The organism is Algoriphagus sp. 10J20-15, assembly GCF_055809615.1.
In genome coordinates, this window is record NZ_JBVVUG010000006.1 from 29,369 (window position 1) to 55,064 (window position 25,696).

A 25,696-nucleotide genomic window follows, 5' to 3' on the forward strand; every position below is an offset into this window, starting at 1 on the left:
CCATTTGATCAGTCCCAACCCGGATTTTGTTCCAGATTCGGGTTCAGCACAATATCTGTATTGGATATTGGATGCAGGTACTTTTTGTCTGGGAACTCCCTATTCTCATCATCTCTCCAGATTAAATGGCCCTTTGAACCCTCAGATAGCTGGGAGGCTTTACCATCTATGATAAAGTAAATAACACCCGGTAATTTGCTTGCGGGAACAGTGTTTACAAAAGACACATCAGGTGTACCGTTTCCATCCAGATCCATAGGAAAATCCAAGGCTAGCACATAGATGCCTTTCCACTGCATTTCGACCAACTCTCCCTTTCTCCATCTCAGTAAATCATCGTATCGGAACCCTTCATAGCAAAGCTCAATCCCTCTTTCCCTTCTGATTTCCAATAAGTACTTATCCGAAATACCCGGATAATATGTGCTTTGAAGGTAGCTATCAGCTGAAGCGGGAATTATAGGAGTTACTCCTCCCCGTTCACGTAGTGGTGCAATAGTCATGTTCCATATCGACTCGTCGAATTGCCCCAACTCGGCCTTTGCCTCTGCATAATTCAAAAGCACTTCAGCATATCTGATTAAAGGGATAGAATTGTAGGATTCAGAAATTCCATCCAATCTTTTATCATCCAGGCTATGTTTTAATATATGGTATCCGGTAAACGTGTAGCCGAAATTAGGTGGGGCAGCACTTCCATCACTTCTGGTATAGCCTAAGGATCGTACGGTTTGGGCAAGACGATAATCCCTATCTTTCATTTCATCCACAAAAAGTAGTTCATCAAAGCCTTGCTTGTCTGAAAATCTAGTTCCGTCTGTCATTAGATAGGTATTGACAAACTGCTTATTCAAACCCCATCTAGATCCGTAGGTTGCTGAGTTGAATTTCCAGGTGATGTTGTGCCATCTTCTCAACGCGTTATTGTAGACTACAGCAAGCATTACTTCGGTGTTTACCGGATTTTCGCTGGTAAAAAGCGCTCTGTAATCAGAAGCCGGGCTACCGGTGTTGTAAATTGAATACTTCCCAGAATCCATTACTTTCCTCGCAGCATCGGCAGCTTCGGACAAAAATTCATTTGCACTGCTTGAAAGACCTGCTTCCTCATGGTATTTTCTAAAGGTTCCTTCAAACAAAGCCACTCTTGACTTAAAGGCCAGTGCCACCTGACGGGTGATTAGGGAGGAGCTGTTATCCTTGGTATCCCGGATATTTTCCACAGCAAAATTCAAATCAGCCATTACATTTTCCATGACCAATTCACGAGAATCCCGTGGTTTATACAACCCATCTTCATCTGAAGTAGCCAAGGTCTTATCATACCAGGGAACATCCCCGTATCTTTTCACCTTTTCGAAATAGAACCAAGCTCTGAAGAATCTTGCAATCCCCTCATAATGATCTCTGGCTTCCTGAGGGATTACCTCATTATCAAAGTTTTCAGGAAATAATTAATATTTCTCAGGTCGGTCCAACTTCAGGCTCCCTCATTCACAGAAGAATAGTTTCCTGCAATAAAAGTTGGAGATTGGTTTTTGGAGGTGAAATCCCCCAATTCATCGCTTTGAACAACTTCCAATCCACTTGGAAGCATTCGTTGGTAAAAGGAGGTGGTGTATAACTCCAGGTCTTTTTCAGACTGGAAGAACGTATTTGGTACCAGTTTATCGAAAGGCTCGGTCTCCAAAAAGTCTTCACACGAACTGAATGAGAGGATGGAAAGTAATGCCGTAGCTAGTATTATCAATGATTTTTTCATAATCAAATGGATTCAATAATTAGAAAGAAAGATTCAAACCGACCGTGTAGGTTTTCAGCATAGGATAGGCATCTCCTTGTCCATGACTGTTGGTCATACCCCCTGTCGGGCTTTCGATGATTTCCGGATCAAAATTGTCCGTATGCTTGTAGAGCCCGGAGAAAGTCAGGATGTTTTGACCACTGACGTATACCATGGCATTTTTCATCCCAGCTTTTTCCACCCAACGGGTTGGAAAAGTGTAATCCAAGGTCACATTTTTCAATCTCAGATAACTGGCATCCTGCAAATAACCGGTCTGAGGAGCTCCCAGAGAACGGGTAGTGCCTAATGCCGTATAGCCTCGAAGTCTTGGCCAGTATGCATCCGGATTATCTTCTGTCCAATAATCATCCATCATGATTTCAGGCTGGAACCCATATGGCCGGTTGTAAGGACCATAGAAAAGGTCAGCTTCCGGCGCAAAATACCAGTCTCTTTTCGCTATACCCTGGAAGAAGGCACTTAAACCAAATCCTTTCCAATTGGCCCAAAGATTAAACCCGAATTGATAGCGTGGAGAACTGTTACCTATAATTCTACGATCACCTGGATTTTCGTACTGTATTTTCCCCCTGATTAATGACCCCATCACCATTTAGATCCCTGAATTTCAGGTCACCTGGCAACCACTGTCTGTTATTTGAGTTGATTAAGAAAGACTGATCTGCGTGGTTTTGAACATCTTCTTCAGAAGAGAAGAAACCCATCGTTTCATATCCCCAAATCTCCCCAATCTTGCTACCCTCATAATAGGTACTGCTGATTACTTTTTCAGGATTATTAAACTTGGTTATTTCAGACTGGTTATCCCATAGGGAGCCGGAAAAACTCAATTTTAACGGGCTGCTTCCGGTATTGAATTGCTCTCTCCACGCCAGCGTAAGCTCCCAACCTTTGGTTGACAGGTCAGCATAATTGCCATAAGGTTCAGTAGCCCCAAATACATTCGGCAAAGGAGGGCCATAGGTAAACATATCTGTGGTTATTCGATTATACCAATCGTAGGTCAGGTTTATCTTCCCCTGGAAAAATGATGCATCTAATCCTAAATCTACCGTAGTGGCTTTCTCCCAAGTAAGCCCCGAAGGAATAACTCCTGGTAGGTAGGTGTAGCCTTTTTGGATCCCTTCCAGAATCACACTTGTTTTAGCCACAGACATTGTTTCCATATAGCGGTAAGGCGCTACGTTACCATTACCCAACGTACCATAGGAACCTCTGATTTTTAAATTGTCTAGCCAGCCGCGCGTATCCTCCATAAATCCTTCTTCGGAAATATTCCAGCCTGCAGACATAGAAGGAAAGAAACCGAACCGCTGATCATTTGGGAATTTGGATGAGCCATCGTATCTACCGTTGAATTCCAATAGGTATTTTTCTTTGAAAGCATAATTCAAGCGATAGAATACCCCTACGTATTTCCATTCATTTCCTCCTCCTGAAATAGAATAATTCAGCCCATCCATCAGGTTAAAGTCTGGTTTTGATGGAACCAACAATCCGTCTCGCTGCGAGTCAGTGTTGATGAAGCGATTACTTTCCACATTATAACCCAACAGAAGCGTGAAGTTATGTGCATTGTTGAGCGTCTGTTTAAACTCTGTGGTGATATTTGATCCCCAATAAGTCGTTTGGTCCGAAAGTCCACGTAACAAACTCTGACCAAATCTTGCTGAATGTTCAGGAGCGTTGCTATAGTTTATAAAATTGTTGTATCGCTTATCGGTATTGAAAGTCTTGGCAAAGGTGAAATTAGCTTTGAAAGTCATCAAATCTCCAAAAGGCTTAGCTGTCAGGCTAGGCGTATTTCTTACATAGAATTTCGATTGGTTTGACTTGCTGCTACCTTCCACGAAGGATGCACCTGTGTTAACTCCCTGCTGGGTAAACGTACCGTCAGGGTTGGTCATCATCGCCATTGGAAACCCTCCTACTGCCATGTATCTCCAGATTCCTGCATCTCCATTCGCAAGCAGTGGATATTCATATTTAAAAGTGCTTAGGTCAAAGTTATTTTCCAGAGAAAGCCATGGTTTCAGGTCAATTTCACCTTTAGCCCGGATGTTGTACTTATCAAACTTGTCAGGAGAGTATCTGAAAATCCCATCTTGATGATAATAAAGTCCAGATATAAAATATCTTGCTTTGTCATTTCCCCCTGATGCTGAGAGGGAAGCTTCCAATGCAGGCATTTTATCTTTGTGCAGTAATTGAAACCAATCCGTATTTCCGTAGTATTCATATCGGTTCAGTTCCTGATTAAACTCTACCTTCGGCAAAGATGGGTCCTCATCGTGTGCCTTTAGTCTGTCCAAATATTCCAATGAGAAAGGAAAATTGGCGTTAACTGAAATAGGATGGGTTTTGTAATCGTACCATGCAAAAAAAGCTTCGTCAAAGTTTTTTGCCCACTGGTATCCATTGGTTACCAGATTTGGAACTACCGTTCTCTCATTCACCGAACGGCTGATTTTTAGATCCAAGTTAGATTGACCTTTTGTAGGGTTTTTAGTTGTGATCAAAACAACTCCAAATGCCGCTCTTGAGCCGTAAACTGCGGCAGAAGAGGCATCTTTCAACACTGTCACACTTTCCACATCATTTGGGTTCACAAGGTTAGCGTCTCCTTCTACCCCATCAATCAAAACCAAAGCATCTCCTCCGGCACCAATAGAAGTTGTGCCACGGATATTAAAGGCAGCTGAACGGGTTGGGCTACCATCCACCATTTTAATGTTAAGGTTAGGTAGTGTGCCCTGCAACATTCTGGTCAGGTTGGGGGAAGGTCTGTTTTCTATTGCTTCTGTACCTATCTGGGACACAGCTCCTGTAAGGTTGATTTTCTTTTGCGTCCCATACCCTACAACCACTACTTCTTCAAGTTGCTGAGGAGCTAGCATGAAAATGATATCACCATTGCCTATCATCATCACAGAGGAATTAAATCCCAATGCAGAAGCTTTGATTTCTTTGCCAACCAAAGACTCGTCAATCTCCAAGGACCAATTACCATCCAGATCCACCATAGTTCCCTGGCTTGTTTCGGGAATAAAAACACTGGCTCCAAGTATTGGATCCTGAGTTTCAGCATCAAGAACCTTTCCTGAGATTTTAATTTTCACCTCAATCATTTCCTGAGAATTTTTCAAATATGGTTTAACTGCAATAGATTCATTGACCTGCTTGAAACCTAATTTGGTCTGTGCAGCTAATTCGTAAAGCAAGGTTTCTAAGTCAGCATTACCGGAAAGTGCTATTTTTTGGTTTCCAATAGTTCCTGGATTAAAGTGAAACCTGAACTCTGTTTGTTTTTCCACCAAGTCAAAAAACTCCAATATTGATGTTTGTTTGGACTTGACAACAATTTTAGTCTGATTTAAATGCTGCGCATGTGAGTCATTGGCTAGCGCCAATCCACTCATGCAATAGGTCATCATTAAGACTACCATGAGGCACTTCGTTGTATCCCACATGAGTTGTAGTAATTTTTTTTTCATAATTTTGAGAAATAAAGGTTGGGACCTGAGGTGCCGCATCGCCAAAATTGCCATCCTCAAGTCATTAAATTCATTCGATCTTTAGTCCGATGGTTTCCTGAAATCATCGGATTTTTTTATTCACAGGAATTAGCATGGATTGTTACATGTGCGTTGTCGATTTTATAGGTTAGGTTAAGCGAATAGCTAAGTGTTTCTAGAATTTGTTCAAGACTTGCCTGGGTAAATTCACCTGTGTAATGGCAATTTTTCCCCTGTCCATTGATTGCTATGTCGACGTTATACCAACGTTGTAGCGTCTCTTCAATCATGGCTAAATCCGCATTCTCAAAAGTAATTTTACCCTGGCGCCAATCAGGAAGTTGGGTTAAATCGAATAGCGCTATTTCGGAGAATCCCTCTTCCGCACTCCAGCTCACCTTTTCTCCTTTCAGTAGAATAGAAGAATACAATCCTGACTTTTGGTCTGAAAATTTTACCCTACCGGAATAAACTGAAAGTTCCACTTCAGATTCATTATAAGATCGGAGATTAAAAGATGTCCCAAGAACTTCTGTCTCTAGGAAACCTGTACTGATTTGAAAAGGGAATTCAGGATTTCTTACTACATCAAAAAATGCTTCTCCAAACAATTTTACCTGACGATTTCTGGGAAAGTCTTCAGCATATTTCAGGGTGGATCCCGTACTTAGCCAAACCTTACTTCCGTCCGGTAGGGAAAACACTGAGACCTTTCCAATTTCATTGGTAAAAGTTCCTGCCTCCAACCTGATCTGATCTGCAGTCTCAGGAATAAATCGATAAAGGCCATATCCTGCCCCACAGAAAATAAGGAGGATAGCAGCTCTCCAGATCCATGAACCAATGACAGACTTCTTTTTAATAAGTTGGTCATTATTCGTTGGCTCTATTCCTTCGATCACATGCCCCCAAGCCTTTTCCTTTAGATTTCCATTTTGAGGCAATAAAGTTTGTTCATCCAGTGATTTGTACCAACGGTTCAATTCTTTGAGAACCGTTTGCTTTGTGGATTGCTTAGTAAATAGCTGCCTGAGCAGTACTTTGATTTTCTGTGAATTCATAAAGTCTCTCTTCCTTATTAAGAGACTCGTTTGAACCTATCTGTCTAATCTGAATCGATTATTGAATCATGAAATAAAAATTCAACTTCTTAACAAATCCATAATGACTTCAAGAGATCATTATTGCTAAAAATGTCAATGCCGTCAAACTGTTTTCAAATTGGCCCTGAAGTTTTGCGTTGGCCTGACTGAGGTGAGTTCTGACTGTTGATTCAGCAATAGCATAGGTTTCAGCCAACTCTTTTACAGATTTATTCTCAAACCTGTTCTGCAAAAATATCTCCTTACTTCTAGTAGGAAGCTCATCAATTTTTTCCATTAAAAACTCGTACAATTCATTAAACTCCATGAGTTGAAAACCATCGTAACTGTCGCAATAAAAAGCATTGGGAATAGCTGAATCCAATGTATCAAAAATAATTTTCTCCTGGTCTATCCCTTTAAAAAACTGATATTTCAACATGGTTAACAGGTAGTTTTTCAGATTCTGAATATCCCCTATTTTCTTTCTGTATTTCCAGAAATTAATAAAGGTATCCTGGGCCAGATCCATAGCTAAATCCTGAGATTTGGTTTTTTTTAAAGCATGATGAAAAAGCATTTCCCAATAGGCATCAAACAGAATCCTGAAGGAACCTGTATCATCCTCATTTTGGATCTTCCGGAGAAGCTGTTGTTCATTACTAATCGTATTCATACGCCTATATTTGCTAGTAAAGTTACCAGTAACAGGTACGCACAAAGAAGATTTGATATTAAGAATAGGTTATGATTGAGTGGACCTTAGCTATTTTTTTTCCAAGACTAAAAAATTATAAGCACCAAAAATTGATGGTAGGCTAATTAATCTTGATGCTTTTCCTAGGGTGTAAAGGGATTCAAGCTACCTGCTGCAAAACTTAACTATAGATAGTGCTTTTTAGTAATAATATGGTAACCAAAACCATTAATAATAGGTCCATCAGTCAGGTAATTTTGGAGAAAAAATAGCCTCATTGTTTTTCATATTAAACACGCTACCTAAAATGAAATCAAAGAAAGAACCTGAATACATAGATTCAATTATCCAGCAGGGTAAAATTGACAGAAGAACTTTCCTTCAAAAGACAGCCTTCACACTTTCAGGGGTTGGTTTATTAGGGTCTCTTTCCAATTTTTCCAAAGCTGGGGAATTGAGTGATTATCCCTTCACCTTAGGGGTGGCCTCAGGAGAACCATTTCCTGATGGCATTGTATTGTGGACAAGATTGGCCCCGAAACCTCTTGAAGGAGGAGGAATGCCGGATCAAACTTTCGGCGTGGAGTGGGAGATTGCATTAGATCCCGATTTCTTACAAGTAGTACAAAAAGGTAAAGAGTTTGCCACAAAGGACTTTGGACATTCTATACATGTGGAAGTTTCCGGACTTGAACCTAGTCATTACTACTATTACCGATTTAAGTTTGGCGAATTTGTTTCTCCTACTGGAAAAACGAAGACTGCTCCTGCATTTGGAGCCGATGTACAGGAAATGAAATTTGCCATAGCTTCCTGCCAGAACTATGCATCAGGGTACTATACTGCTTATGCGCATTTGGTCCAAGAAGATCTTGATGTGATCCTATTTTTGGGGGATTATATTTATGAAAAGGGAAGCAGTGCCAATTCCTTACGAAAGCATCTTCCGGATAAGGAAATCATGACACTGGAAGATTACCGAATAAGATATGGCCAATACAAAAGCGACCCATCCTTAATGGCTGCTCATGCAGCTTTTCCCTGGATAGTGGTTCCTGATGACCATGAAATTAAAAATAACTGGGGAGGCGAAGGCCCGCCATACGATGACAATGCTAATTTCCTTGAAAGGCGAGCTGTAGCTTTTCAGGCATATTACGAGCATATGCCCATGCGAAAGTCATCGATGCCAAAAGGAATTTTCATGGATATTTATAGGAAGTTCCAGTTCGGAAATCTGGTGGAATTATCCATGCTGGACACCCGACAATTCCGAACTGATTTTGCGTGTAGCGGTAATTCGGAAGCAGACTGCGCCATGAGGTTTGATCCCGGCCGTACTATGTTGGGTTTAGATCAGGAGAAATGGCTGGCCGATAATCTATCGAAGTCCCCTGCTAAATGGAATATTCTAGGCCAACAGGTGGGAATGGCTCAAGTTGGTAGAAAAATAAATGGAGTGGTTACTTATGGAATGGATAAGTGGGATGGCTATGCAGCGACTAGAACACGTTTATTTGAAGGAATCCAAAAAAACAAGGTGAAAAATTTAGTCGTGCTCACTGGAGACTCCCACAAAAATTGGGTAAATGACTTGCATCTGGATGCAGATGATCCCACTTCGCCGATTATTGGCACTGAGTTCATGGGAACCAGCATTACCTCTGCGGGAGATGGGCAGGCAGATCCACCTATAGGAAAAGAACTTATGAACCTTAATCCTCATATCAAGTTTTACAATGAGCAGCGTGGCTATGTATGCTTCACTGTCACTCCAAGTGAAATACTATCTGAATTTAAAGTCATGCCCTATGTGACCCGTCCAAATGCTGAGATCAAAACTACGGCAAGATTTCAACTAAAAAACGGGATCTCTGGTGTAATAAAGGCTCCACTAATTGAATGAATTAGAGAGTTAGGTTATCCAGATTTATCAGGAGTTTCAACTCAAAAGAATTCCAATTACAGCTGATGCTATCAAGCATGAACTCTTGGGAACCCATGCTAAAGAACATACCATTTCCATGCTCTTTGAATACCACAATGAGAAGTATAGAAATGTTTTAGCATGGGGCACCCTTAAAAATTACTTCACTACACAAAAATACGTGATGGCCTTTTCCAAAGAACAGTATGGAACAGAGGACTATTTCCTTCAGGACATCAATTACCGGTTCTTGAATGAATTTGAGCTATACCTTATAAACTACAAGCCTCAGGATCATCATAAGCCGCTTGGAAATAACGGCATCATGAAGCATCTGGAAAGGTTTAGAAAAGTAATCAACTTAGCCTTGCGCATGGAATGGATGGTAAAGGATCCCTTTGCAAAATTCAGTTTCCGATACCAAAAAGTAGAAAGAACCTGCCTCAATCCTACTGAACTCAGCAGAATAGAGGAAAAGCAATTTGATATCCAGCGATTACAATATATCAGGGATTTGTTTGTTTTTAGCTGTTACACCGGACTGAGCTACATAGATACCATGAACCTGATGCATGATGACATAGTATTAGGCATGGACGGAGAGTATTGGATATCCATAAGCAGGCAAAAATCCCAACAAAAGTCCAAAGTTCCCCTTTTACCTAAAGCTTTGGATATTATCAAGCTCTACCAGCGACAAAGACAGGCCCTATTCCAAAGGAAAGATTTTTCCCCTCATATCCAATCAAAAGTTGAATGCTTACCTCAAGGAAATTGCACTCATATGTAGGGTTAAAAAAAACCTGACTTTTCATTTGGCAAGACACACCTTTGCAACCACTGTCACGCTGTCTAATGGTGTTCCGATTGAGACAGTAAGTAAAATGCTCGGGCATGCAAGTATTAGAACTACACAGATTTACGCTAAGGTGTTGGAGAAAAAAGTAAGTGATGATATGAAAAAACTCAAAAGGAAACTGGGTAAACCAAAATAATCACATCACCACCTTCGGGTGGTGATGTGACTTTCTGTTGGATATTAGCCTGATTTTGCGAATTCAAAACCAAAATCAAAATTACATGCCAACAGAAATCATCACATTAAATGACTTGGAGAAATTTGGGACTGAACTGAAGGCAGACTTAAAAAAAATGCTTTCAAACCTAAACGGGCAACCAACCAAGAAATGGCTGAAATCCCATGAGGTCAGAAAACTTTTGGATATTTCCCCTGGAACCCTTCAGCACCTGCGGGTGAACGGTACTATGCCATTCACCAAGATCGGAGGAGTGATTTACTACGATCATGAGGATATAGTAAAGCTATTTGAAAATAATAAGCGAGTCAATAAATTTCCCCATGATGGAATATAGGAATGCCGACATGGAAGATAAGTCAAACTTGGGATATGGGACTGAAGTCCCTCCTCTCCTTGAATATGTTAAAATCATGTGTGCCCAACAGGATATTCCAGAAAAAGATGCCATTGCATTTTTTACTCATTTCCAGGAAAATGGTTGGCAAACTAAAACAGGGGTTCCGATAAAAAACTGGAAGCATATCCTTGACCAATGGATTTGGGATTTAAAGAAGGTGATTTAAGTAAATATGTATATCGAATTTGCGCCAGCAGGAGTCAAAAGGCAAAAACGATATGTTAAATTTTAGCATTGAGGTCGCTTCATCCTGTCCCGCCAGTGAGGTCTTCGATCATCTGACCAGATAAGCAGAGAATCTAAGTTGACTGCCATCTTTGCGGATATTCAAATAATAAAGCAACCCTACTATTTCAACAAAAAAATAAACCGTAAATCCGGTATAGGTTATAGATTCAAAGGCAGTCAACTTTGGATTAATTTTTAAAATCAGAAGTTGGAAGCTTAATTAGTCACATAAAAAAAGGAAGCTTAAAGCTCCCCTTCATCCGCAAAGGAATAATATCCGTCTGCCGTGACGATTAAATGGTCTAGAATTGGCAGATCTAAAGCCTTTCCAATTTTCACTAGATTAGCTGTCAATCGTTTATCCTGTTCTGAAGGCATCAGGTTACCAGATGGATGATTATGTGAAATTATTACCGACTGTGCGGCTCCCTTTAGCGCTGCTCCAAAAACCAGCTTTGCATCAACCACTGTACCGGCAGTTCCACCTTTTGAAATCGTACATATTCCTAGCACGCGGTTTGCCCTGTTCAATAACATCACCTGAAAATGTTCCGCCAATTCTAGGGTGTTCTTATCCCAAAACTTATACAAGACTTCATACACCTGTCTGGAACATCCTACTTTTGGTCGTTGGGATGATTTTACTTTTGGGGAATAGCCCAGTGTAATTTCTGCCACTTCATTGAGATTGATAATTTGATTTACAGCTTCCATGATAACTACGTTTAAGTTTGAAATTATTTAGGATGCAATACACAGGTGAACCGGGAGCAAGGAAGCAGGAAACGGAATAAATAGCGCAGCGCAGCAAGCGGCTTTATGCCGTAGTCTGCTGATCGCCCCGAGCGGGACGCCTAACTTTGTACCGAAATAATAAAAACCGAAACTTCCCTCCTCTTAAGCTCAGTTATGCATGAAATCTCAAAAAAAGCAAAACATAAAAAAACCCGGCTTATAACCGGGTTTTAAAGTAAAACTTCACCAACACTTAAATTCTTACAACCTTACACCTTCACTCCTTTTGATCTCTGTTTAGACTTAGACTCGGAATTCTGTTTGTTTTCCCCTTTACCTGGCCCTGCGCTTCTTTCAAGAGACTGGATTTGATCCGTTTTCCCTCTACATCATAGACGTTCAGTGTTTTATATTTGGGATTGGCCTCCAGCAGAAACCTCGAATCATTCCCTATTATGTCAACCTCGTGACGGTTTCCTTTTTTCAGGCTGTAAAGTAACAGGTCAAGCTGTTCCGGTGACCCCATGTTATTTAAAGGGAGCTCCTTTACCGCATCCTCCAGTTTAAACCCATAATTCTGGTGGTATTGGGTTACCGGATGCTGTCCCTTTTCCTCCTTATTCCTCAAATCCAACTGAAGCCAGGCATTGTATCGTTCCCCTTCCTTGTTAAACATACTTTTGAAAACTGCCCTTCCTTCCAACAGGTTCAAGGCCTCTTTGGCTGAAATTCCCTGATTTTGGTAAAATCGTTGGGATTTTTCTTTCCCTTCTGGTGTACTCAATTTGGCATCAAAGCCATTATAATAATACCTGCCATCATCTGACTTTCTAAAATGTAATCCGAACCCGAGTTTTTTATCTCCAATATCCTTGGTCAGATTCAGTTCAAAATTGCTTTTCTTGGCTTTGATCTGTTTTTCCAGTTCATTGTTCAGTGTCTCTCCGAATCCTGAATACTTAAGCCGGTCCTGCAGTTCCTGTATATTTTCTTTTATCGTCATGATTGGATTATTTTTGGTTTGAAAGTAAAATGGGATTTACGTTAAGCAGTTTCTTCCCTGAGAGCGTCACGACCGGATTACGGTCTCCGTTGGTTTCAAAAACCTGTATGGAGAACTCCTTTGAATCAGAGATCGTAAATCGGGAAAATACAAAAACAGCCACCCCCGCGGACTTTCCTTCAACGCCTTGAAAAGGACTGAATGAAATTGGTTCCATGATTATTTCTCTGATTGCGGTTCGCTTCGCTTGCTTTTTGTCCTGAACAGTAAATCGCCATTTTTTTGCCAGGAAGTCCACCCAACTTTCGTTTTCTAAGGCAAGTTGAAAAAACAACAACCCATCTTTTTCAACTATTTCTCCCAGTCCCAACCGGATCATTCCCTTTTTTTTACCCCATGATAATCTAGCGGGAGTCCGGCGTAACATGTCCTCAATCACAGCAGATATATCCGCTGCATTCATAACCGATCCTTCCAAAAGGGCATTGGCATAGTTGACTTCCTGTTGTTTTCCAATATCTATAGGTCTGGCATCGGGCTGTTCTGTGAAGCCGACCGTAAAAGGATACAGTTTTCCTTCTGTAGTTATCACGTACATACTCGTGGGTGCGAAATGTCTTACTCCAGCTTTCAGCTTGAGTATGTTGGGAGCAGCTTTGTCCCTTTCAGAAAGGACAGCTGGACTTCCAAAATCTGCACTGACCACTTCGTAAGGAAAAACCAGTACCGTGGTTTTGTCCCATCCAATCTGAATTGGAAAAGTTTCTGTCTGCGCCTCCTGAACTAGTTGGGCACAACAAATTTGAGATAACGAAAACGCTATTAATAGCATTAAATTTTTCATGATGTTAGTTTTATAAGTGGATAATCAATTACCTGAATGATCCGTCAGGAGTAGCGGGTGCCCTGCCTTGACTGACACTTTGATAAGCTTTGCCTTCTTACTTAAAATACCCTGGACCGTTTCCATTCCCGCCCTGGTAGCCTGCGCCTCCCAGGACGATGACACCCCCATCATATTTATGGACTGTATCCCATCACCTGCTCCCTGCTTGACCGCATCACGGGTGATGGCATTTGGAATCTTTATACCGGGAAGTGCATCCAAGTCGACTGCCTCCATACGGACAGGAATGATAAGGTTGCCAGCACGAATATGCCGTACCTCAATATTCAGCCGTTCCCCGTTAAGCGTACACACCCCCGTTACAGGTGTACCTGATAAAAATTCTACCCCATCAATGAATACGGGCTGAGTCAGTTCCATTTCGATGGAAGCGCCCGTCACAACTTCCTGGTCTTTGGTCACTTGAGCAGATATTGCAGGCCGGATAGCTGCAAAGGATTGCTGCCGATCACTTTCCAATGAATAGAACCCATTTCGTTCTCTCCCGCTATTGGCAGATTCCTTAGATGGCTCTGCTTGGGTACTTTGTTCATCCAGACTGACGGCAAAAACAGCCTTCCTTTCCTGTCCATTTGTCTGAGACATGCGCTCATGCACCCGTTGCGGATGCCTGCACATCCAGTAATTTATCCAGCATGGCATCAATCCGAGCCATCTCTGGATCTGCCATTTCAGGGGCTGTAACAGATGCCATCATAGCTTCCAGCCGTTGCAGGTCGAGATCGGCAGAAGCATTCCCATGCACCGGAACTTCGGGGTCAACCGAAACCATTTCCTGACCGCTAGATTCCTGCGACACATTCGCTTGCCTGAGTAATTGTTCCAGGGTAAACAATTTTTCCTGCAACTCGATCTCCTTTTCCTGCAATGTGCTTTCCTGTCCAATAGGTACAATAAAAGGATGAGAAGAATCCTCCTTCTCTGTTGCATTTTCAGCAAACGGATCCATTCTTCTTTGCTCCATTACCTGCGAAGCTCTTTTTTCCGCCTGTTCATAGGATTCCAGTTTATTCAAAACAAGCGGTTCTAACTGGGCTTCCGGTAGCATCATGTTCAATCCTTCCTGTGGTTCTTGCCTAGCATTATCATTACCAGTACCTCCTCCCATCGCCCAGAAGGCAAGGCAAAGAAATGGCAGGGTAAGGATGGGAAGAGCAAGTAAGAATTTTCGCTCTTTTTTCTGTTTTTCAGTTAGCTGCATCATATTATGGATTACTTATATGGTTTATAGTTTAATGAGTCGTAGTAAATCAGCGGAGGTTCATATGAAGGGAGGCGCAGGGAGGCGCTGTTTTCTGAGGGCATTTCCAGAATCAAATTCCCCACTAGCACTGCAATGGAAAGCAGTATAAACCCAAGGATCAATTGTTTTTTAGCCTGCTCTGGGAGTCGGTTTATCTTATTGGAAATCAGAGAAGCATATTTTTCGGTGAAGGCACTTTTCTGAAATGCAGCGAAAACAGTTATTCCCAGTATTCTCATCGTTTACTCACCGTTATCGTTTCGTTGGAAAGGGTTTCCCAGTTTTCTATCAGGAATCCGTGGGGATTCTGATCAGTCCGGTCAATGTGTCGCAGCCTTCCTTTGGTGATCAGACTTCTGGTCACCACCGAAGTTGGCCGGATAATCTTTTGCTTTCCATAAAACCTGAAATCAAAAGGATAAGAATCCATCGAGATGCTCACACTGTCCGTCTCGACGGTCTGATTCATATTGGCCGATACGATTTCTGTGTAATAGCCCCTTTCTCGCAGGTTATCGTAGACTTTCTTGGCAGAGCCATCCGCCAGATACAAGCTTTTGGACACTTGCTCCCTGATGAAGTTTTCGTCCGGACTCAGGGAGAAGAAATAATGATGGAACATCCTAACGTGATCCCTTGCCTCTACCGGTATATTTTCTTTTTTCGTAGCCGAAAAAGCTTCCAGTGCTTTTCCTTCAGCCAATATATAGATCCGCTCCTGTGCTCCTGGGTTACCTCTATTGCTTTCATTCCCAGGTATCCTGACAGGCAGAGTGATCCAAGTATAGCGGCAAAAGAGAGGTATTTTACATGCTGGAAAGCAGTATCCAAATTTTTCAGGTTTTGAAACATAGGCCTTTATTTAATGACTTGTTGAATAACTGTGGTACCACCCACCGCACCGGATTTAGCTGCCCGTGTGGTATTATTGAGTAAACCATCCCGGCCGCCGGGCTGTACAATAAATCCCGCCACATTGGGCACTGTCATATAACCGATAATGGCAATGACCATAAATACCAGGTATCCAATCGATGATGTAAAATCACCGTCCAATACCATCATATTGAGTTGAATTTTGGCGATGATGGCCCCGAAGATGTTGGCTACCGGGAGCCACATGGAAATATTGATGTAGCGGGCAAACCAAGCCGCCATCGTATGCTGAAACCCATCAAAAACAGACAGACCAAAGACAATCGGACCTAAGATGGACAATACTATCAGCTGAAAGGTGCGGATGGTATTGATGCAAAGTGCCGCTGCAAAAAACAGCATCTGCAAGAATTCGGAAATCAGCTTACTGATAATCGCTTTCAGGTTAAATACAAAAACCTCGTTAGCCATCCGCTCAAAAAAGCCCATGTCCTTCAGGTTTTCAGGGTACTTTTGTTCTCCGCTCTCGGTGATATGATTGATATATGGCTCAAGTTGCTCAGCCTCCATTTCATAGATATGATTAGCGATAGCTTCGTTTGTTCCTTCTACCATTTCTGAGGTAGCCCGGATGATTGGGTTCATGGTTCCGTTCATCACCGCCAATACTTGCGGAAAAAGCATAATTGCAATACCTATCGCAAAAGGACGAAGCAATGGATACATATCAATAGGTTCAGAACGAGCGATATGGCTCCATACCCGCAAGCTGATATACCAGATGGCTGCAAATCCTGCCAGCGCCCGAGCCACCGTGATCAGCTCATTGGCCAGCGGAATCATCTCACCGTAGAGTTGATCCAATACCTCATGCAGGCCTTCGACACTTCCGGAAATAGTCTGCGCATGGGCGGTTCCTGTAAGTAGGAATACTATTCCCACTAGCAAAAAGGCTTGTTTATTCATGTGTATATAATTTGTCTTTTTAAAGTCCACCCTGCTGTGTGTCATTACTGAAATACTTGCCTCAGTCAAGCTCGATTTCATGGATTTTTCCCGTTTAATCCCAAAATTGACTTGCGTTCATTTCTCTTTCTATTTCGTTGAATCCCAAGTGATTTAATCTCTGTGTTTATATCCCGCAGAGAGACCAACAGACCAGACATTTCTACATGCAGGCGATCAATGGCTTCCAAACGTTCGAAGTCTGACATGCGCAGCTCCCCTGCGGTGAGAATCAGTACCAGCTCATCGAGGCTACGAAGGGAGGCTTTAAACAGCCCTTCATACATTCCCGCCAGAAATGCGAGCTCCGCTGCAGAAAAGGAATCCCCCTTGCTAACCTCCTTATAGGTGGATTTATATTCACGCAAAATCCGCTGTTGGTATTGAATGATTTCTGCTACACGGTAGTACTTTCTAACCTCAGGACTCACCTTAAGGAGTTCATTTAAAAATGCTTCGTGGAGCTTGAAATTCCCTTCGGCTATACTCTTTACCCTAGCATACCCCTGATCAAGAACTACATACCCTTTATGCATTTGGTCTAGGATTTCTTTCATCTGCATCAACTTTTCGTAATTCAGCATAAGCTGAGTAGCCTCATGGGTCTGGCTTCTCCCAAGCGTGGGTTGCAGACAACCCAAGCAGTAGCATACCGCACCAAATGAGTTGTTCGATTTTACCTGACATCATAGAACCGGTTAAGCTGTTGGTGTTGGGTTTCTTTTCGTTTTCTGTGCATTTCCAGTAACCGGATTTGCCCGTTGTAAGCTTTCAAACCTAAAAAAAGCTGTTGAATCCCGACGTACATTCCATCCATCGCAGCCAGCCGCTCTCCATCATCCATTTCATAGTGATCCGAAGTCAGCAAATCATTAAGTTCACTCACGACAAACCCCGACTGCTCTTTAATTTCCCTGTTGAATTTATTGACAGCCAGTATCTCCCCCTCTTCCAGCATCGTTTGATCAATCAAATAGGTATTCATCCAATCCAACTCCCTGTTGATCTGTGTATACACTTTTAGTATTTGCCGCGCAATCGGGTAATCCCGGACTACAGGATGGACAGGTTTCAGGGATCCGAAGTAATCAGTGTGAAGTGAGAATTCACCGTCCTGGATGTCTCCGACCATACTCCATCCTACCTTGGCTATTTCATATCCTTTTTTCGCCACCTCCAGGTAGGCAGACAGTGCAGCTATCTGATTGAGTTTGTAGCTGGTCTGCAGCTTTTTCTGTTTGGTCCACTCCTCCAGGGCCTGGGACTTTACACAAGTTCCAGAACACACCATAACCAGCAGGAGAATCACCCTGCTTACTCTCCAGGAATAATTATTTTCCATCCAAATCATAGTTCTGTTTTAGGTTGTTGAGCGGCAGTAATTCACGGGAACGAATCAGGCGCATATTCCTTGAATTAACCGATCTTAAATCCACCAGATTTTTGCGGATTCTGTCCTCCGCTAAATGAAGGGAAGCCAATCGGTCTGCATCATTCATCTGGGCGGTAAATGAAGTCATCACCCCGGTCAGGTGGCTGAGGTTCTGTATAGACTCCTCCAGGATTTGTTGATAAACCCCAGAGATCACCTGCTTTTCTTCCCATACCAAAGCAGGGGAATTGTTGATCAGCCCCCAGGTAGTTTGATATTCCCTGACCAGTTGCTTTTGCATTTCGGCAATATCCCGAACCCGCTGAAACTGTGCGATGATTCGCTTGACTTTCCAGAGTTCCTCAAAAAGCTCATCATATTGCTTTCGCTGGCTTTCATTCCATTCAGAAATTTCCTTAAGCTTGAGCTTGCTAAGTTTATTTTCCAAAACCTTCTGTGCATTCTGAAGCCAGATGGTCTGGTTCTGCAATCGCTGGATTTTCAGATCAATTGCCTGGATGACCTTTTTCACCCCAGCCTTTATTACTTCCAAAATCACAGCAATGGGAACGGCAGCAGCATGCTGGACAGGCAATGCAGTCAAACTGATGACCAGCGGCAGTACCACTAACAGAAGGCGTTTTCTTAGTTTCATGATTGTTGGGTTTTGAGTTTCTTCAGCCAGGATCTGAATGGCCTTTTTCCGATTGCCGTATTTAAGCGTGTATTGTTCAACCTTCATTTTCTCTCGCTCCTCGGTCGTATAAGTGAGGTATTCTTCCAGGCTCACTTCCACCCGGTACACCTTTTTATAGATGCTGATATATACTTCCTTGTAATTCCTTTCAGGATCTTTGGCTTTATTCATCGATAGAATAATTGCCTTCTCCTGATCGGTCAAACCCAACAACTCCTGAATGTCTTTAAACTTGTTTTGGTACTTGCTCTGATCCAGCAGGATCTTGACATCGGCATTGTTGATGATCGCATGTTTGATGATCGGGCTGGAGATGATGTCTTCCACTTCCTGGGTCACCACAATTGCTTCCCCAAAGAATTTCCTGACCGTCTTGAACAGGTACTTGATGTACTCTGCCATTCCTTCCTTTGCGATGGCCTTCCAGGCCTCCTCAATCAGGATTATCTTTCTGACCCCCTTGAGCTTGCGCATTTTGGAAATAAATATTTCCATGATCATCAGGGTCACCACCGGAAACAAAATGGGATGATCCTTGATGTTATCCAATTCAAAAACAATGAACCGCTGGTGCAGTAAATCAAGATTTTCCCGTGCATTCAGCAGGTAATCAAATTCCCCTCCCCGGTAATAGGGGCGCAGCACATACATAAAATTGTCCACATCGAAGTCATGCTCCCTGACCTCATCCCGCTTTAAAACCTCCCTAAATTCATCCTTCAGAAAGTCATAAAAGGTATCGAAGCAGGGAAAGATCTCCGGGTTCTTTTCCAAGAGCCCAAAATAACCGGCCACCGCATTGGAAATTGCCACATACTCTGAGCGCCTGAATACCTCATCCTCTTTTTTCCACAACGCAATGAGCAGGGTTTTCAGACTTTCCTTTTTTTCGGTTTCCGGCCTTTTTCTTCCCTCCACGTGAAAGGGGTTAAATCGAATGGGATTATCGTGTTCATAGGTAAAATAATACCCTCCTACCAACTCGCATAAACCCTGGTAGGAATGCCCCACATCCACCAATACCACATGTGTACCCTGTTCATAGTAAGAGCGCATCAGGTGATTGGTGAGAAAGGATTTTCCCGATCCAGATGGCCCCAAAACAAATTTGTTCCGGTTGGTGATCAGCCCCTGCTTCATTGGCTCATCGGAAATATCCACATGGACAGGATACCCTGTAATTCGGTCTCCCAGCCGAATTCCAACAGGACTTCGGGAAGTCCGGTAGTGGGTTTCCAGATTGAAAAAGCAGGTCGCCTGCGCAATAAAGGTATCGAAGGTTTCATTCACCGGAAAAGCAGCTTCATTTCCAGGAAGGCCTGCCCAGAAAATCTGTGGTGCCCCCACGGTTTCCTGTTTGGGCACCACATTCATTTTGGCCAGCGCACCCGCTGCTAGGTTTCGAAGCATCGCCACCTCTTGGGCACTATCCGTCCAGCACATTACATTAAAATGTGCCTTTACCGCCTTTCTCCCTGTAGATATAGCCTCGTTTAGAAACTCCGCAATAGCATCCCGCGCAATAGCATCCTCCCTGGAATAGTGTAGCCAGAGACGCCAGTCGTTGCCGCTTGGATTCCAGCTCTTTCAACTTCTTTTGGGAATCCTCAATAAACAGAAACTGGTTATAGATATGATTACAGGGTAGCAAGGCACAAACAGGCGTGGAAAACCCGATTGGAAATTCTGTCTGATCGGTCCCGTAAGGTTCATATCTTCTATGGGGACTGACCGTGGAAGGCAGATTATCCACCTCTCCCAGACTATAGAGCTGAACATGCTTGCTTCCTATTTTCCACTCCGGCTTGAATTGAATATCCTGAAGCATATCCACCTCGCCAAGATTCAGGTATTCCTCCAAAACACCTGGCTTTAACGGGGTTCCTGCCAGTTGTTCCCCTTTCAACCGCTCCAACACAATTCCGGCGTCGCCAAGAATCTGGACAAACTGACCAAGTATATTCTGAAACTCCTCCAGTACATTGCCTTCCAGCAGTTCTATCGGAACAAGAGTTTTTCTCAGCAGATTGGAAACAGCCGAATTCCCTAGCTTATTTCCCCTGGGTCTTTTGGTGATAAACAGTAAACAGCGGTGGTTAAGATGCGGCCGTTCCGCAAAGAAGCGCTCACTGGAAAGGGAATGGAAGGAATGATCCTGTCGTTCAAACTTTCCCTGATATGCGCCATCTGTAAACCAATCCTGCTTATGCAGCACGGTATTGCCGTGCAGTATCCCAACAGCCTTATTTCAGGCATGATGTAATCCTTCGAATGCTGCGGAACTCAATGAAAACAATTCAGGCAGGCCAACCTCAAAGCCTGCTGTCATGTCCCCAACCCGGGAAAGAATCAGGTTATGCTCCACTTTGTAGATTGGAAATAAATTATCTACATCCATGCTCAGCGCTTGATCAGGTTATAAAAGATTTTTCTACTTCGGATGACCACACTGGCTGGCACCTGATTTTGGGCCATTTTCTTCATCAGACCATGCTCCCCATAGGTAGCACTCAGGTGATACACCAGTACAAAATCTGCTGTTGCCAGCACTACGGCCACCCCAAGGCACAGATACATGGACATCCCCTATGATATACCCGATTGCAAAAGCAATCAGTGTAAGTCCCAGTCCTGCTGCCAGGTATCCGATGTACTGTGCTTTGAGTCCCTTAAACTCCATGGGCTTGTTGATTCCTCTATTGACAGGGTATTTGATCATGCTATAGCTTTACTAAGGTTCAGAATAAGATAGAGTTGGTAACCGTAATGTGCTCAAGCGTAACGCCAGTGCTCTACAGGCAGCTATGGGGATTTGCGGAAGGTTATTTTCTGCGGATCTTGGAGGCCTTGTTGAAGTTGTTTTTGATTAGCCACAACAAACTCCGGCAGTCCTGATTTATCCAATGAAGTAAGTGTAGCCTTACCCGCTTTTTCATAGGGATGCATCTTGAGGAAGTACTCATCACTCAGTCCGTACTTTCTGGCCATCCCTACCGGGTCCAGCCCCAGTTCATCCGGGATTTCCACCAAGACAGCATTCTTCGGTAAGCTTACCATGTCCGAAAAAGCATGCAGAATGGACCGGCTTTCACGGTCATAGAAGAACAGGTAATGTCTTCCGTTTGGAGCCGTCACCATTTCATCGAGTGAAAGTTTTTTGTTGGGCAACTCCACATTCCGTAGTTCATTGAGCCGCAAATCAACCGAATATACGCGTCCTGCAATGTCAATTTCCAAGAGGAAGTATCCCCTTTTTTCGCTGTTTGAGCAGGTCCATATCCAGCATAGTTTCAGACACCAAAGAAACTCTGAAGCACCGTGGCAACCACGACCAGAAACACACAGGAACCAAACCAGGCGGCAGCGACTTTTCCGGTATCCGGTTCCCCGTTATTCCATTTGTTGAACACCTTAACAGCCCCAACGAGTCCAACAATGGCACCTATGGCATACATCAATCCTGTACCCGACTGAAAGTATCCACGTACTTGCTGGGTGGCCTCGTTGATGCCCGCATTTCCGTCTTGGCCTTTCACCACGCCTGCGAGTAACAAGAAGTACATAACACTAATCCATTTCGTAATCCTTTTCATAGTATGTGAGTTTAGTTGGTTTGAATGATCAGTCTGGTTAGGCGTTGAACAGGACAAAGACCTCTTGTTCCTCAAAATCTATCTGTCCATTTTTGCCCGCAAGCAGCAGGTGGTTAATTAGGATTTTGCGTGCCGCAGGAGAATCAGTCAACCCGTAGTGCCTTACCTTTTGACTAAGGAGTTGAATCAATTCGCCTTTCCCTCCTACATTAGCCATGAATTCAGCATCTAATTCCTCCAGCAATGCATACAGATTATCCATGGAAGAGCGTTTGACTTTCATCCCTTTTCCTACCCTGGTTACCCAGCTGTCCCACTCTTTTTCCCTTTACCAGAAAACCGGAAATGTCAGACCGGAAATAGCGGATTACTACAACCCCATAGTAGCAAGTGAGTACTATTCCAAGCAGCGTAAGAAAGACTCCCCATGAAACATTTTCCAGCATAGGTATTTAATTTTGTTGCTACAAACCTGCGCCGGAATCAGAAAAAATGTTCACACCGAATTCCGAAGGTGGGAGAAAAAAAAAGATAAAAAATGAGTCTTCCCCCCTGCCGTTCAGATCTGTATTGTCCATCCAACGTTCCAGTTTATCCTTCATGCGGTCCAGAAAAGTAGTCCTGCTGTTTTTTCGGATACGGATTTCCTGAAACGTACGGTAGAACTGGGAAAGATCCTGACCGAATACCCGCTCCAGGTGTGTGGCAATATCCCGGATGGAAGCATTGCCGTTGTTAACAGCCCCGGTAGCTTTCAACGCATAGGCAAGTTCGACCAATGCTGCTTTAGTAGCTGTCCATTTAAGCGCTTGAGCTCTCCTTTTCTATCCTGTTTTCCAGTCGGCTAATCTCCTTATCCAAAAATCCGTGTAGCTCACTATACGCACGGAATCGGGCAAAAACTTTTCCAGCAGGGGTACAATGGCTATCCCCAAGCGGTAGCGGACTCACAATCGGCAGGGGGGCATCCACTTTTTCCCGGGTAAAAAGCTGAATATCACAATCCGATCTTCCAAGACTCCAGTATTCATATAGCAACTGATATCTTCGGAAAAATAATCGAATCGGGGCATACTGCTTAGCAAGATGCCTGATCCTGTCCTTCCTTCTTCTTGGCAGGGTGGAAAGAATATAATAGAGCTCACCAAAATATAGGAGCTCAGCCTCAAAGCCCGGTCTGATCTTCTTAAAAAACGCTACCTCTGATTCAGGAGAATTAAAGGCTTTTGCTGCCTTTACCTGGCTGCAGCAGTAGGTGCTGACTATCCGGTAGGATTGTTCTGCCGCGCGAAGTGGGTTGCTGGTAGATGACCCTATAGCCCCTACCTCCTCCTTCATCCGTAAATAAAGCCGGTTAAAATGTTCATTAGCTATCATGTTCTGACAATTTTATAGGAAGTAATCCCCTGTTAAAACTGCCCGCGGGCTGAAAATCATTAGGCCTGAGTACCCATTCAGGTACAGAACAAACCTAATTTCTCCCAGAGATAAATTCAAAAAAAACCTATCCCTAGAACATGAATCAGGTGATTTACTGGATGACCCCGTTACAAATAGGAATGAAAAAAAACGGTCTTAACAGGATAAATCGAAGCAGAAACCTTAAAACCAAGGCAAAGAATTCTTAAAAACCATTGGGTATTAGCTTCAATAAAGGCCTAAATCACTGACTTAATTAAGAGTTTATTAACTTATGTACCTATAATCTCCGTTTCGGAAGGACCCAGATAAACCCTGAACCCCACTTAGAGCCGGGATTGGGACTGTAACTACTTGTGTTTTGGTTAAAAAGAAGCTACCGGTACGATACAATGACCAAATGATTCGCATCCTGCTATGCGTAATTGCGGCTTTTCTGGTAGCCATGTACGGAACAGGGGCACGGTTTCTGGAAACACTCTCCGATGGTTCATTTTACATCAAGTTATTAGCCGTCTTTTTAATCGCCTGTTTCTTCATTGAGTTTGTCCATAGGGTAACCGTTCGGCTTGACCACGGATATGACTGGAAGGAAAGACCCATGATCCGGCTTACGCTTCAATTTGCCCTTGGCGTATTACTTCCTGGAATCATAGACTTATTCTTACTTTATGTTTATAAGTGGTATGTTGGACTGACTTCATCCCCCAATAACCCAGGGTATAACAGCTCCATACCTACAATGATGCTGCCTGTCTTCCTGTTCAATATCTATTACCTGTTTTATTACCAAATCCTAAGAATCCGGAAGGCAATACACACACTAAAACTGAGATGGAACTCATGCTTGTCCAACAGGGAAGTAAAACGATTCCCATGCAATTGGAAGAAATACGGTTTATTTACCATCAAAACCGAATGAACTACTTGGTTACTACTAGCCAAAACACCTACTTTCTGAATGAGACACTGGATGAGCTAGAACGGAAATTACCAAGGCGTGATTTTTTCAGGATAAACCGTAAGATGATAATCCATTACCGCGCCTGCACCCATTTCAGGTCAAACGGCCATGGAAAGCTCCTCTTACACCTATCCCCCACATTCTCAGAAGAGGTCACTGTTAGCCAGAGCAGGGTAGGAAAGTTTAAAGAATGGATCAAGCGGTAAAATACAGATTTGAAAATATCCAGCAATTCCTGACTTCAAGAGTTCAAAAAAGTCAATCAATGCCCCATCCTTAAGGCGCCTGGTATTTAAATCCTCAATGCTATTAGGGATATGTCAATCTAGTAGATCATACCAATCGAGTGGTCCAAAATAGGATATGCTGCATAACATGCCTCTAACTTCGATAAAAAGCAACCTCTCTGATCCATTGATTTAGCAACTAAGTCACCTGCTATTTCCCGATGAATATCCATTTGAAAAGTAAGGGGACCTATGCCAAGTTCACCTAAATCCCATACAGTTTCACCAGAAACATCAGACCAATCACATTTACAGCTAGGATTGAAGAAAAAACAATCCTTATGTCTTTACTATACAGAATCCCGCTTTTCCATTATAACATCGATGACCCGGCAGAACTCGAACTAAACAGAGCAACCATCCTAGAAGCAATTAAGCTTTCTTCTACTGCTTTTTACCGTGAGCTTCAAAGCAAACCATTTGCGGAATTGGAGCCCAAACTCAGGATCAAACTCAGGAAATACCTGCTACGTGGACGTTTCCGCCCTACTCCGTTCGGAAAGTTTGCCGGAGTTGGCGTGGGTAAGTGGGGTAATCAAATAAACCTACGTTTTCCCCTGCAGACAGAAGAAGTGGTCAGCAGTAGCAGAATAAAACCCTCCGAAAACACTGAGTCTGAATTAACCCCGTTGAACAGCCACTACCGACTGATTCCAGGAATCCATAAAAAGCTCGGGTATTACCATGCGTTGATCTTTGATGATAAGTGCAAACACTGGAAGGGATGCAAATTTCCAGTTAACAGCCTCTTTGAAACCCTGATCATACCAGGCATCAAAACAACCCATAGACTTCCTTGTATTCCAAAAGTTACTCAATCCAAACGAATCGGATATGGCTTTAAATCAGGCAAAAAAGCTATGGGAGCAGATTCTAGAAACAGGATTTCTGACCCCTGAATA

General features: G+C 43.0%; 31 protein-coding genes and 2 pseudogenes. 8 read left to right on the forward strand and 25 right to left on the reverse strand.

The window, feature by feature from the left end; genetic code table 11:
- Positions 1–8: 8 nt before the first annotated feature.
- The 6 genes from AC0L6R_RS03450 to AC0L6R_RS03475 form a co-directional block, all read right to left on the reverse strand.
- Positions 9–1,424, reverse strand: a complete 1,416-nt coding sequence (locus AC0L6R_RS03450) for a RagB/SusD family nutrient uptake outer membrane protein (protein WP_473270031.1) — start codon at positions 1,422–1,424, stop codon at positions 9–11.
- A 56-nt stretch (positions 1,425–1,480) separates the two neighbouring features.
- Positions 1,481–1,762, reverse strand: coding sequence for a hypothetical protein (locus AC0L6R_RS03455; protein WP_473269934.1), 282 nt, complete (start codon positions 1,760–1,762; stop codon positions 1,481–1,483).
- Positions 1,763–1,781: 19 nt separating this feature from the next.
- Positions 1,782–2,393 (reverse strand): hypothetical protein, encoded by a 612-nt coding sequence (locus AC0L6R_RS03460; RefSeq protein WP_473269935.1) that lies wholly within the window; start codon positions 2,391–2,393, stop codon positions 1,782–1,784.
- Positions 2,347–5,301, reverse strand: coding sequence for a SusC/RagA family TonB-linked outer membrane protein (locus AC0L6R_RS03465; RefSeq protein WP_473269936.1), 2,955 nt, complete (start codon positions 5,299–5,301; stop codon positions 2,347–2,349). The genes AC0L6R_RS03460 and AC0L6R_RS03465 overlap by 47 nt, the downstream gene beginning before the upstream one ends.
- A 116-nt stretch (positions 5,302–5,417) precedes the next feature.
- A complete protein-coding gene (locus AC0L6R_RS03470; RefSeq protein ID WP_473269937.1) occupies positions 5,418–6,383 on the reverse strand; it encodes a FecR family protein in 966 nt (321 codons plus the stop codon).
- Between the two features lie 109 nt (positions 6,384–6,492).
- On the reverse strand, positions 6,493–7,080 hold the full coding sequence (locus tag AC0L6R_RS03475; protein WP_473269938.1) for an RNA polymerase sigma factor: 588 nt from the start codon (positions 7,078–7,080) through the stop codon (positions 6,493–6,495).
- A 328-nt stretch (positions 7,081–7,408) separates the two neighbouring features.
- On the opposite strand from AC0L6R_RS03475, the gene AC0L6R_RS03480 reads away from it, so the two are divergent.
- The 5 genes from AC0L6R_RS03480 (at position 7,409) to AC0L6R_RS03500 (ending at position 10,631) form a co-directional block, all read left to right on the forward strand.
- A complete protein-coding gene (locus tag AC0L6R_RS03480) occupies positions 7,409–9,007 on the forward strand; it encodes an alkaline phosphatase D family protein (RefSeq protein ID WP_473269939.1) in 1,599 nt (532 codons plus the stop codon).
- Positions 9,008–9,092: 85 nt separating this feature from the next.
- On the forward strand, positions 9,093–9,818 hold the full coding sequence (locus AC0L6R_RS03485; RefSeq protein ID WP_473269940.1) for a site-specific integrase: 726 nt from the start codon (positions 9,093–9,095) through the stop codon (positions 9,816–9,818).
- On the forward strand, positions 9,781–10,023 hold the full coding sequence (locus AC0L6R_RS03490; protein ID WP_473269941.1) for a tyrosine-type recombinase/integrase: 243 nt from the start codon (positions 9,781–9,783) through the stop codon (positions 10,021–10,023). The genes AC0L6R_RS03485 and AC0L6R_RS03490 overlap by 38 nt, the downstream gene beginning before the upstream one ends.
- A gap of 85 nt (positions 10,024–10,108) precedes the next feature.
- Positions 10,109–10,402 carry a helix-turn-helix domain-containing protein gene (locus AC0L6R_RS03495; RefSeq protein ID WP_473269942.1) on the forward strand — a complete coding sequence of 98 codons (294 nt, stop codon included), beginning with the start codon at positions 10,109–10,111 and terminating at the stop codon, positions 10,400–10,402.
- Positions 10,389–10,631 carry a hypothetical protein gene (locus AC0L6R_RS03500; protein WP_473269943.1) on the forward strand — a complete coding sequence of 81 codons (243 nt, stop codon included), beginning with the start codon at positions 10,389–10,391 and terminating at the stop codon, positions 10,629–10,631. Before AC0L6R_RS03495 ends, AC0L6R_RS03500 begins: the two co-directional genes overlap by 14 nt.
- 305 nt (positions 10,632–10,936) lie before the next feature.
- Here the strand turns inward: AC0L6R_RS03500 and AC0L6R_RS03505 are convergent, their stop codons facing one another.
- The 19 genes and pseudogenes from AC0L6R_RS03505 to AC0L6R_RS03595 all read right to left on the reverse strand — a co-directional run bounded on the left by AC0L6R_RS03505 (position 10,937) and on the right by AC0L6R_RS03595 (position 23,501).
- Complete coding sequence (locus tag AC0L6R_RS03505; RefSeq protein ID WP_473269944.1) at positions 10,937–11,407, reverse strand: JAB domain-containing protein; 471 nt, start codon at positions 11,405–11,407, stop codon at positions 10,937–10,939.
- Positions 11,408–11,705: 298 nt separating this feature from the next.
- Entirely contained in the window at positions 11,706–12,431 is a 726-nt protein-coding gene (locus AC0L6R_RS03510; protein WP_473269945.1) for a hypothetical protein, read from the reverse strand.
- Positions 12,432–12,438: 7 nt separating this feature from the next.
- Complete coding sequence (locus tag AC0L6R_RS03515; protein WP_473269946.1) at positions 12,439–13,275, reverse strand: DUF4138 domain-containing protein; 837 nt, start codon at positions 13,273–13,275, stop codon at positions 12,439–12,441.
- A 24-nt stretch (positions 13,276–13,299) separates the two neighbouring features.
- Positions 13,300–13,923 (reverse strand): conjugative transposon protein TraM, encoded by a 624-nt coding sequence (gene traM / locus AC0L6R_RS03520; RefSeq protein WP_473269947.1) that lies wholly within the window; start codon positions 13,921–13,923, stop codon positions 13,300–13,302.
- A 4-nt stretch (positions 13,924–13,927) separates the two neighbouring features.
- A complete protein-coding gene (locus AC0L6R_RS03525) occupies positions 13,928–14,542 on the reverse strand; it encodes a hypothetical protein (protein WP_473269948.1) in 615 nt (204 codons plus the stop codon).
- 8 nt (positions 14,543–14,550) lie between these two features.
- The gene (locus tag AC0L6R_RS03530; protein WP_473269949.1) at positions 14,551–14,820 is read right to left on the reverse strand and encodes a hypothetical protein; all 270 of its coding nucleotides are present in this window, start codon (positions 14,818–14,820) and stop codon (positions 14,551–14,553) included.
- Entirely contained in the window at positions 14,817–15,284 is a 468-nt protein-coding gene (gene traK, locus AC0L6R_RS03535) for a conjugative transposon protein TraK (protein ID WP_473269950.1), read from the reverse strand. The genes AC0L6R_RS03530 and traK overlap by 4 nt, the downstream gene beginning before the upstream one ends.
- 155 nt (positions 15,285–15,439) lie before the next feature.
- Complete coding sequence (gene traJ / locus AC0L6R_RS03540; protein ID WP_473269951.1) at positions 15,440–16,504, reverse strand: conjugative transposon protein TraJ; 1,065 nt, start codon at positions 16,502–16,504, stop codon at positions 15,440–15,442.
- A complete protein-coding gene (locus tag AC0L6R_RS03545) occupies positions 16,501–17,046 on the reverse strand; it encodes a TerB family tellurite resistance protein (RefSeq protein WP_473269952.1) in 546 nt (181 codons plus the stop codon). The genes traJ and AC0L6R_RS03545 overlap by 4 nt, the downstream gene beginning before the upstream one ends.
- A 92-nt stretch (positions 17,047–17,138) precedes the next feature.
- The gene (locus tag AC0L6R_RS03550) at positions 17,139–17,804 is read right to left on the reverse strand and encodes a hypothetical protein (protein ID WP_473269953.1); all 666 of its coding nucleotides are present in this window, start codon (positions 17,802–17,804) and stop codon (positions 17,139–17,141) included.
- Complete coding sequence (locus AC0L6R_RS03555; protein WP_473270032.1) at positions 17,794–20,055, reverse strand: TraG family conjugative transposon ATPase; 2,262 nt, start codon at positions 20,053–20,055, stop codon at positions 17,794–17,796. The genes AC0L6R_RS03550 and AC0L6R_RS03555 overlap by 11 nt, the downstream gene beginning before the upstream one ends.
- Positions 19,979–20,746, reverse strand: a complete 768-nt coding sequence (locus AC0L6R_RS03560; RefSeq protein ID WP_473269954.1) for a hypothetical protein — start codon at positions 20,744–20,746, stop codon at positions 19,979–19,981. Before AC0L6R_RS03560 ends, AC0L6R_RS03555 begins: the two co-directional genes overlap by 77 nt.
- A gap of 33 nt (positions 20,747–20,779) precedes the next feature.
- Positions 20,780–20,929 carry a DUF3875 domain-containing protein gene (locus tag AC0L6R_RS03565; RefSeq protein WP_473269955.1) on the reverse strand — a complete coding sequence of 50 codons (150 nt, stop codon included), beginning with the start codon at positions 20,927–20,929 and terminating at the stop codon, positions 20,780–20,782.
- Positions 20,930–20,931: 2 nt separating this feature from the next.
- Entirely contained in the window at positions 20,932–21,114 is a 183-nt protein-coding gene (locus tag AC0L6R_RS03570) for a DUF4133 domain-containing protein (protein WP_473269956.1), read from the reverse strand.
- A 58-nt stretch (positions 21,115–21,172) separates the two neighbouring features.
- Positions 21,173–21,250 (reverse strand): annotated as a pseudogene (locus AC0L6R_RS03575) (DUF4133 domain-containing protein); the annotation flags it as partial.
- A gap of 83 nt (positions 21,251–21,333) precedes the next feature.
- Positions 21,334–21,768 carry a hypothetical protein gene (locus AC0L6R_RS03580; RefSeq protein ID WP_473269957.1) on the reverse strand — a complete coding sequence of 145 codons (435 nt, stop codon included), beginning with the start codon at positions 21,766–21,768 and terminating at the stop codon, positions 21,334–21,336.
- Between the two features lie 53 nt (positions 21,769–21,821).
- Positions 21,822–22,094, reverse strand: coding sequence for a DUF4134 domain-containing protein (locus AC0L6R_RS03585; RefSeq protein ID WP_473270033.1), 273 nt, complete (start codon positions 22,092–22,094; stop codon positions 21,822–21,824).
- Positions 22,095–22,161: 67 nt separating this feature from the next.
- On the reverse strand, positions 22,162–22,386 hold the full coding sequence (locus AC0L6R_RS03590; RefSeq protein ID WP_473269958.1) for a hypothetical protein: 225 nt from the start codon (positions 22,384–22,386) through the stop codon (positions 22,162–22,164).
- 202 nt (positions 22,387–22,588) lie between these two features.
- Positions 22,589–23,501: pseudogene (locus tag AC0L6R_RS03595) on the reverse strand (RteC domain-containing protein).
- 403 nt (positions 23,502–23,904) lie between these two features.
- Here AC0L6R_RS03595 and AC0L6R_RS03600 point away from each other — a divergent pair.
- From AC0L6R_RS03600 to AC0L6R_RS03610, 3 genes are all read left to right on the forward strand, one after another.
- Positions 23,905–24,465 (forward strand): hypothetical protein, encoded by a 561-nt coding sequence (locus AC0L6R_RS03600; protein ID WP_473269959.1) that lies wholly within the window; start codon positions 23,905–23,907, stop codon positions 24,463–24,465.
- Entirely contained in the window at positions 24,462–24,713 is a 252-nt protein-coding gene (locus AC0L6R_RS03605) for a LytTR family transcriptional regulator DNA-binding domain-containing protein (RefSeq protein ID WP_473269960.1), read from the forward strand. Before AC0L6R_RS03600 ends, AC0L6R_RS03605 begins: the two co-directional genes overlap by 4 nt.
- A 362-nt stretch (positions 24,714–25,075) precedes the next feature.
- Complete coding sequence (locus AC0L6R_RS03610) at positions 25,076–25,693, forward strand: lantibiotic dehydratase (protein ID WP_473269961.1); 618 nt, start codon at positions 25,076–25,078, stop codon at positions 25,691–25,693.
- Positions 25,694–25,696: the final 3 nt, after the last annotated feature.

What these genes read in the sequence shown, in the direction of transcription:
- AC0L6R_RS03455 (WP_473269934.1), bottom strand. Translation starts at nt 1,762, where the DNA reads ATGAAAAAATCATTGATAATACTAGCTACGGCATTACTTTCCATCCTC.
- AC0L6R_RS03460 (WP_473269935.1), bottom strand. Translation starts at nt 2,393, where the DNA reads ATGGGGTCATTAATCAGGGGGAAAATACAGTACGAAAATCCAGGTGAT.
- AC0L6R_RS03465 (WP_473269936.1), bottom strand. Translation starts at nt 5,301, where the DNA reads ATGAAAAAAAAATTACTACAACTCATGTGGGATACAACGAAGTGCCTC.
- AC0L6R_RS03470 (WP_473269937.1), bottom strand. Translation starts at nt 6,383, where the DNA reads ATGAATTCACAGAAAATCAAAGTACTGCTCAGGCAGCTATTTACTAAG.
- AC0L6R_RS03475 (WP_473269938.1), bottom strand. Translation starts at nt 7,080, where the DNA reads ATGAATACGATTAGTAATGAACAACAGCTTCTCCGGAAGATCCAAAAT.
- AC0L6R_RS03480 (WP_473269939.1), top strand. Translation starts at nt 7,409, where the DNA reads ATGAAATCAAAGAAAGAACCTGAATACATAGATTCAATTATCCAGCAG.
- AC0L6R_RS03495 (WP_473269942.1), top strand. Translation starts at nt 10,109, where the DNA reads ATGCCAACAGAAATCATCACATTAAATGACTTGGAGAAATTTGGGACT.
- AC0L6R_RS03500 (WP_473269943.1), top strand. Translation starts at nt 10,389, where the DNA reads ATGATGGAATATAGGAATGCCGACATGGAAGATAAGTCAAACTTGGGA.
- AC0L6R_RS03505 (WP_473269944.1), bottom strand. Translation starts at nt 11,407, where the DNA reads ATGGAAGCTGTAAATCAAATTATCAATCTCAATGAAGTGGCAGAAATT.
- AC0L6R_RS03510 (WP_473269945.1), bottom strand. Translation starts at nt 12,431, where the DNA reads ATGACGATAAAAGAAAATATACAGGAACTGCAGGACCGGCTTAAGTAT.
- AC0L6R_RS03515 (WP_473269946.1), bottom strand. Translation starts at nt 13,275, where the DNA reads ATGAAAAATTTAATGCTATTAATAGCGTTTTCGTTATCTCAAATTTGT.
- traM (WP_473269947.1), bottom strand. Translation starts at nt 13,923, where the DNA reads ATGTCTCAGACAAATGGACAGGAAAGGAAGGCTGTTTTTGCCGTCAGT.
- AC0L6R_RS03525 (WP_473269948.1), bottom strand. Translation starts at nt 14,542, where the DNA reads ATGATGCAGCTAACTGAAAAACAGAAAAAAGAGCGAAAATTCTTACTT.
- AC0L6R_RS03530 (WP_473269949.1), bottom strand. Translation starts at nt 14,820, where the DNA reads ATGAGAATACTGGGAATAACTGTTTTCGCTGCATTTCAGAAAAGTGCC.
- traJ (WP_473269951.1), bottom strand. Translation starts at nt 16,504, where the DNA reads ATGAAATCGAGCTTGACTGAGGCAAGTATTTCAGTAATGACACACAGC.
- AC0L6R_RS03545 (WP_473269952.1), bottom strand. Translation starts at nt 17,046, where the DNA reads ATGCTGAATTACGAAAAGTTGATGCAGATGAAAGAAATCCTAGACCAA.
- AC0L6R_RS03550 (WP_473269953.1), bottom strand. Translation starts at nt 17,804, where the DNA reads ATGGAAAATAATTATTCCTGGAGAGTAAGCAGGGTGATTCTCCTGCTG.
- AC0L6R_RS03565 (WP_473269955.1), bottom strand. Translation starts at nt 20,929, where the DNA reads ATGGATGTAGATAATTTATTTCCAATCTACAAAGTGGAGCATAACCTG.
- AC0L6R_RS03570 (WP_473269956.1), bottom strand. Translation starts at nt 21,114, where the DNA reads ATGTCCATGTATCTGTGCCTTGGGGTGGCCGTAGTGCTGGCAACAGCA.
- AC0L6R_RS03585 (WP_473270033.1), bottom strand. Translation starts at nt 22,094, where the DNA reads ATGTACTTCTTGTTACTCGCAGGCGTGGTGAAAGGCCAAGACGGAAAT.
- AC0L6R_RS03590 (WP_473269958.1), bottom strand. Translation starts at nt 22,386, where the DNA reads ATGGATAATCTGTATGCATTGCTGGAGGAATTAGATGCTGAATTCATG.
- AC0L6R_RS03605 (WP_473269960.1), top strand. Translation starts at nt 24,462, where the DNA reads ATGAACTACTTGGTTACTACTAGCCAAAACACCTACTTTCTGAATGAG.
- AC0L6R_RS03610 (WP_473269961.1), top strand. Translation starts at nt 25,076, where the DNA reads ATGTCTTTACTATACAGAATCCCGCTTTTCCATTATAACATCGATGAC.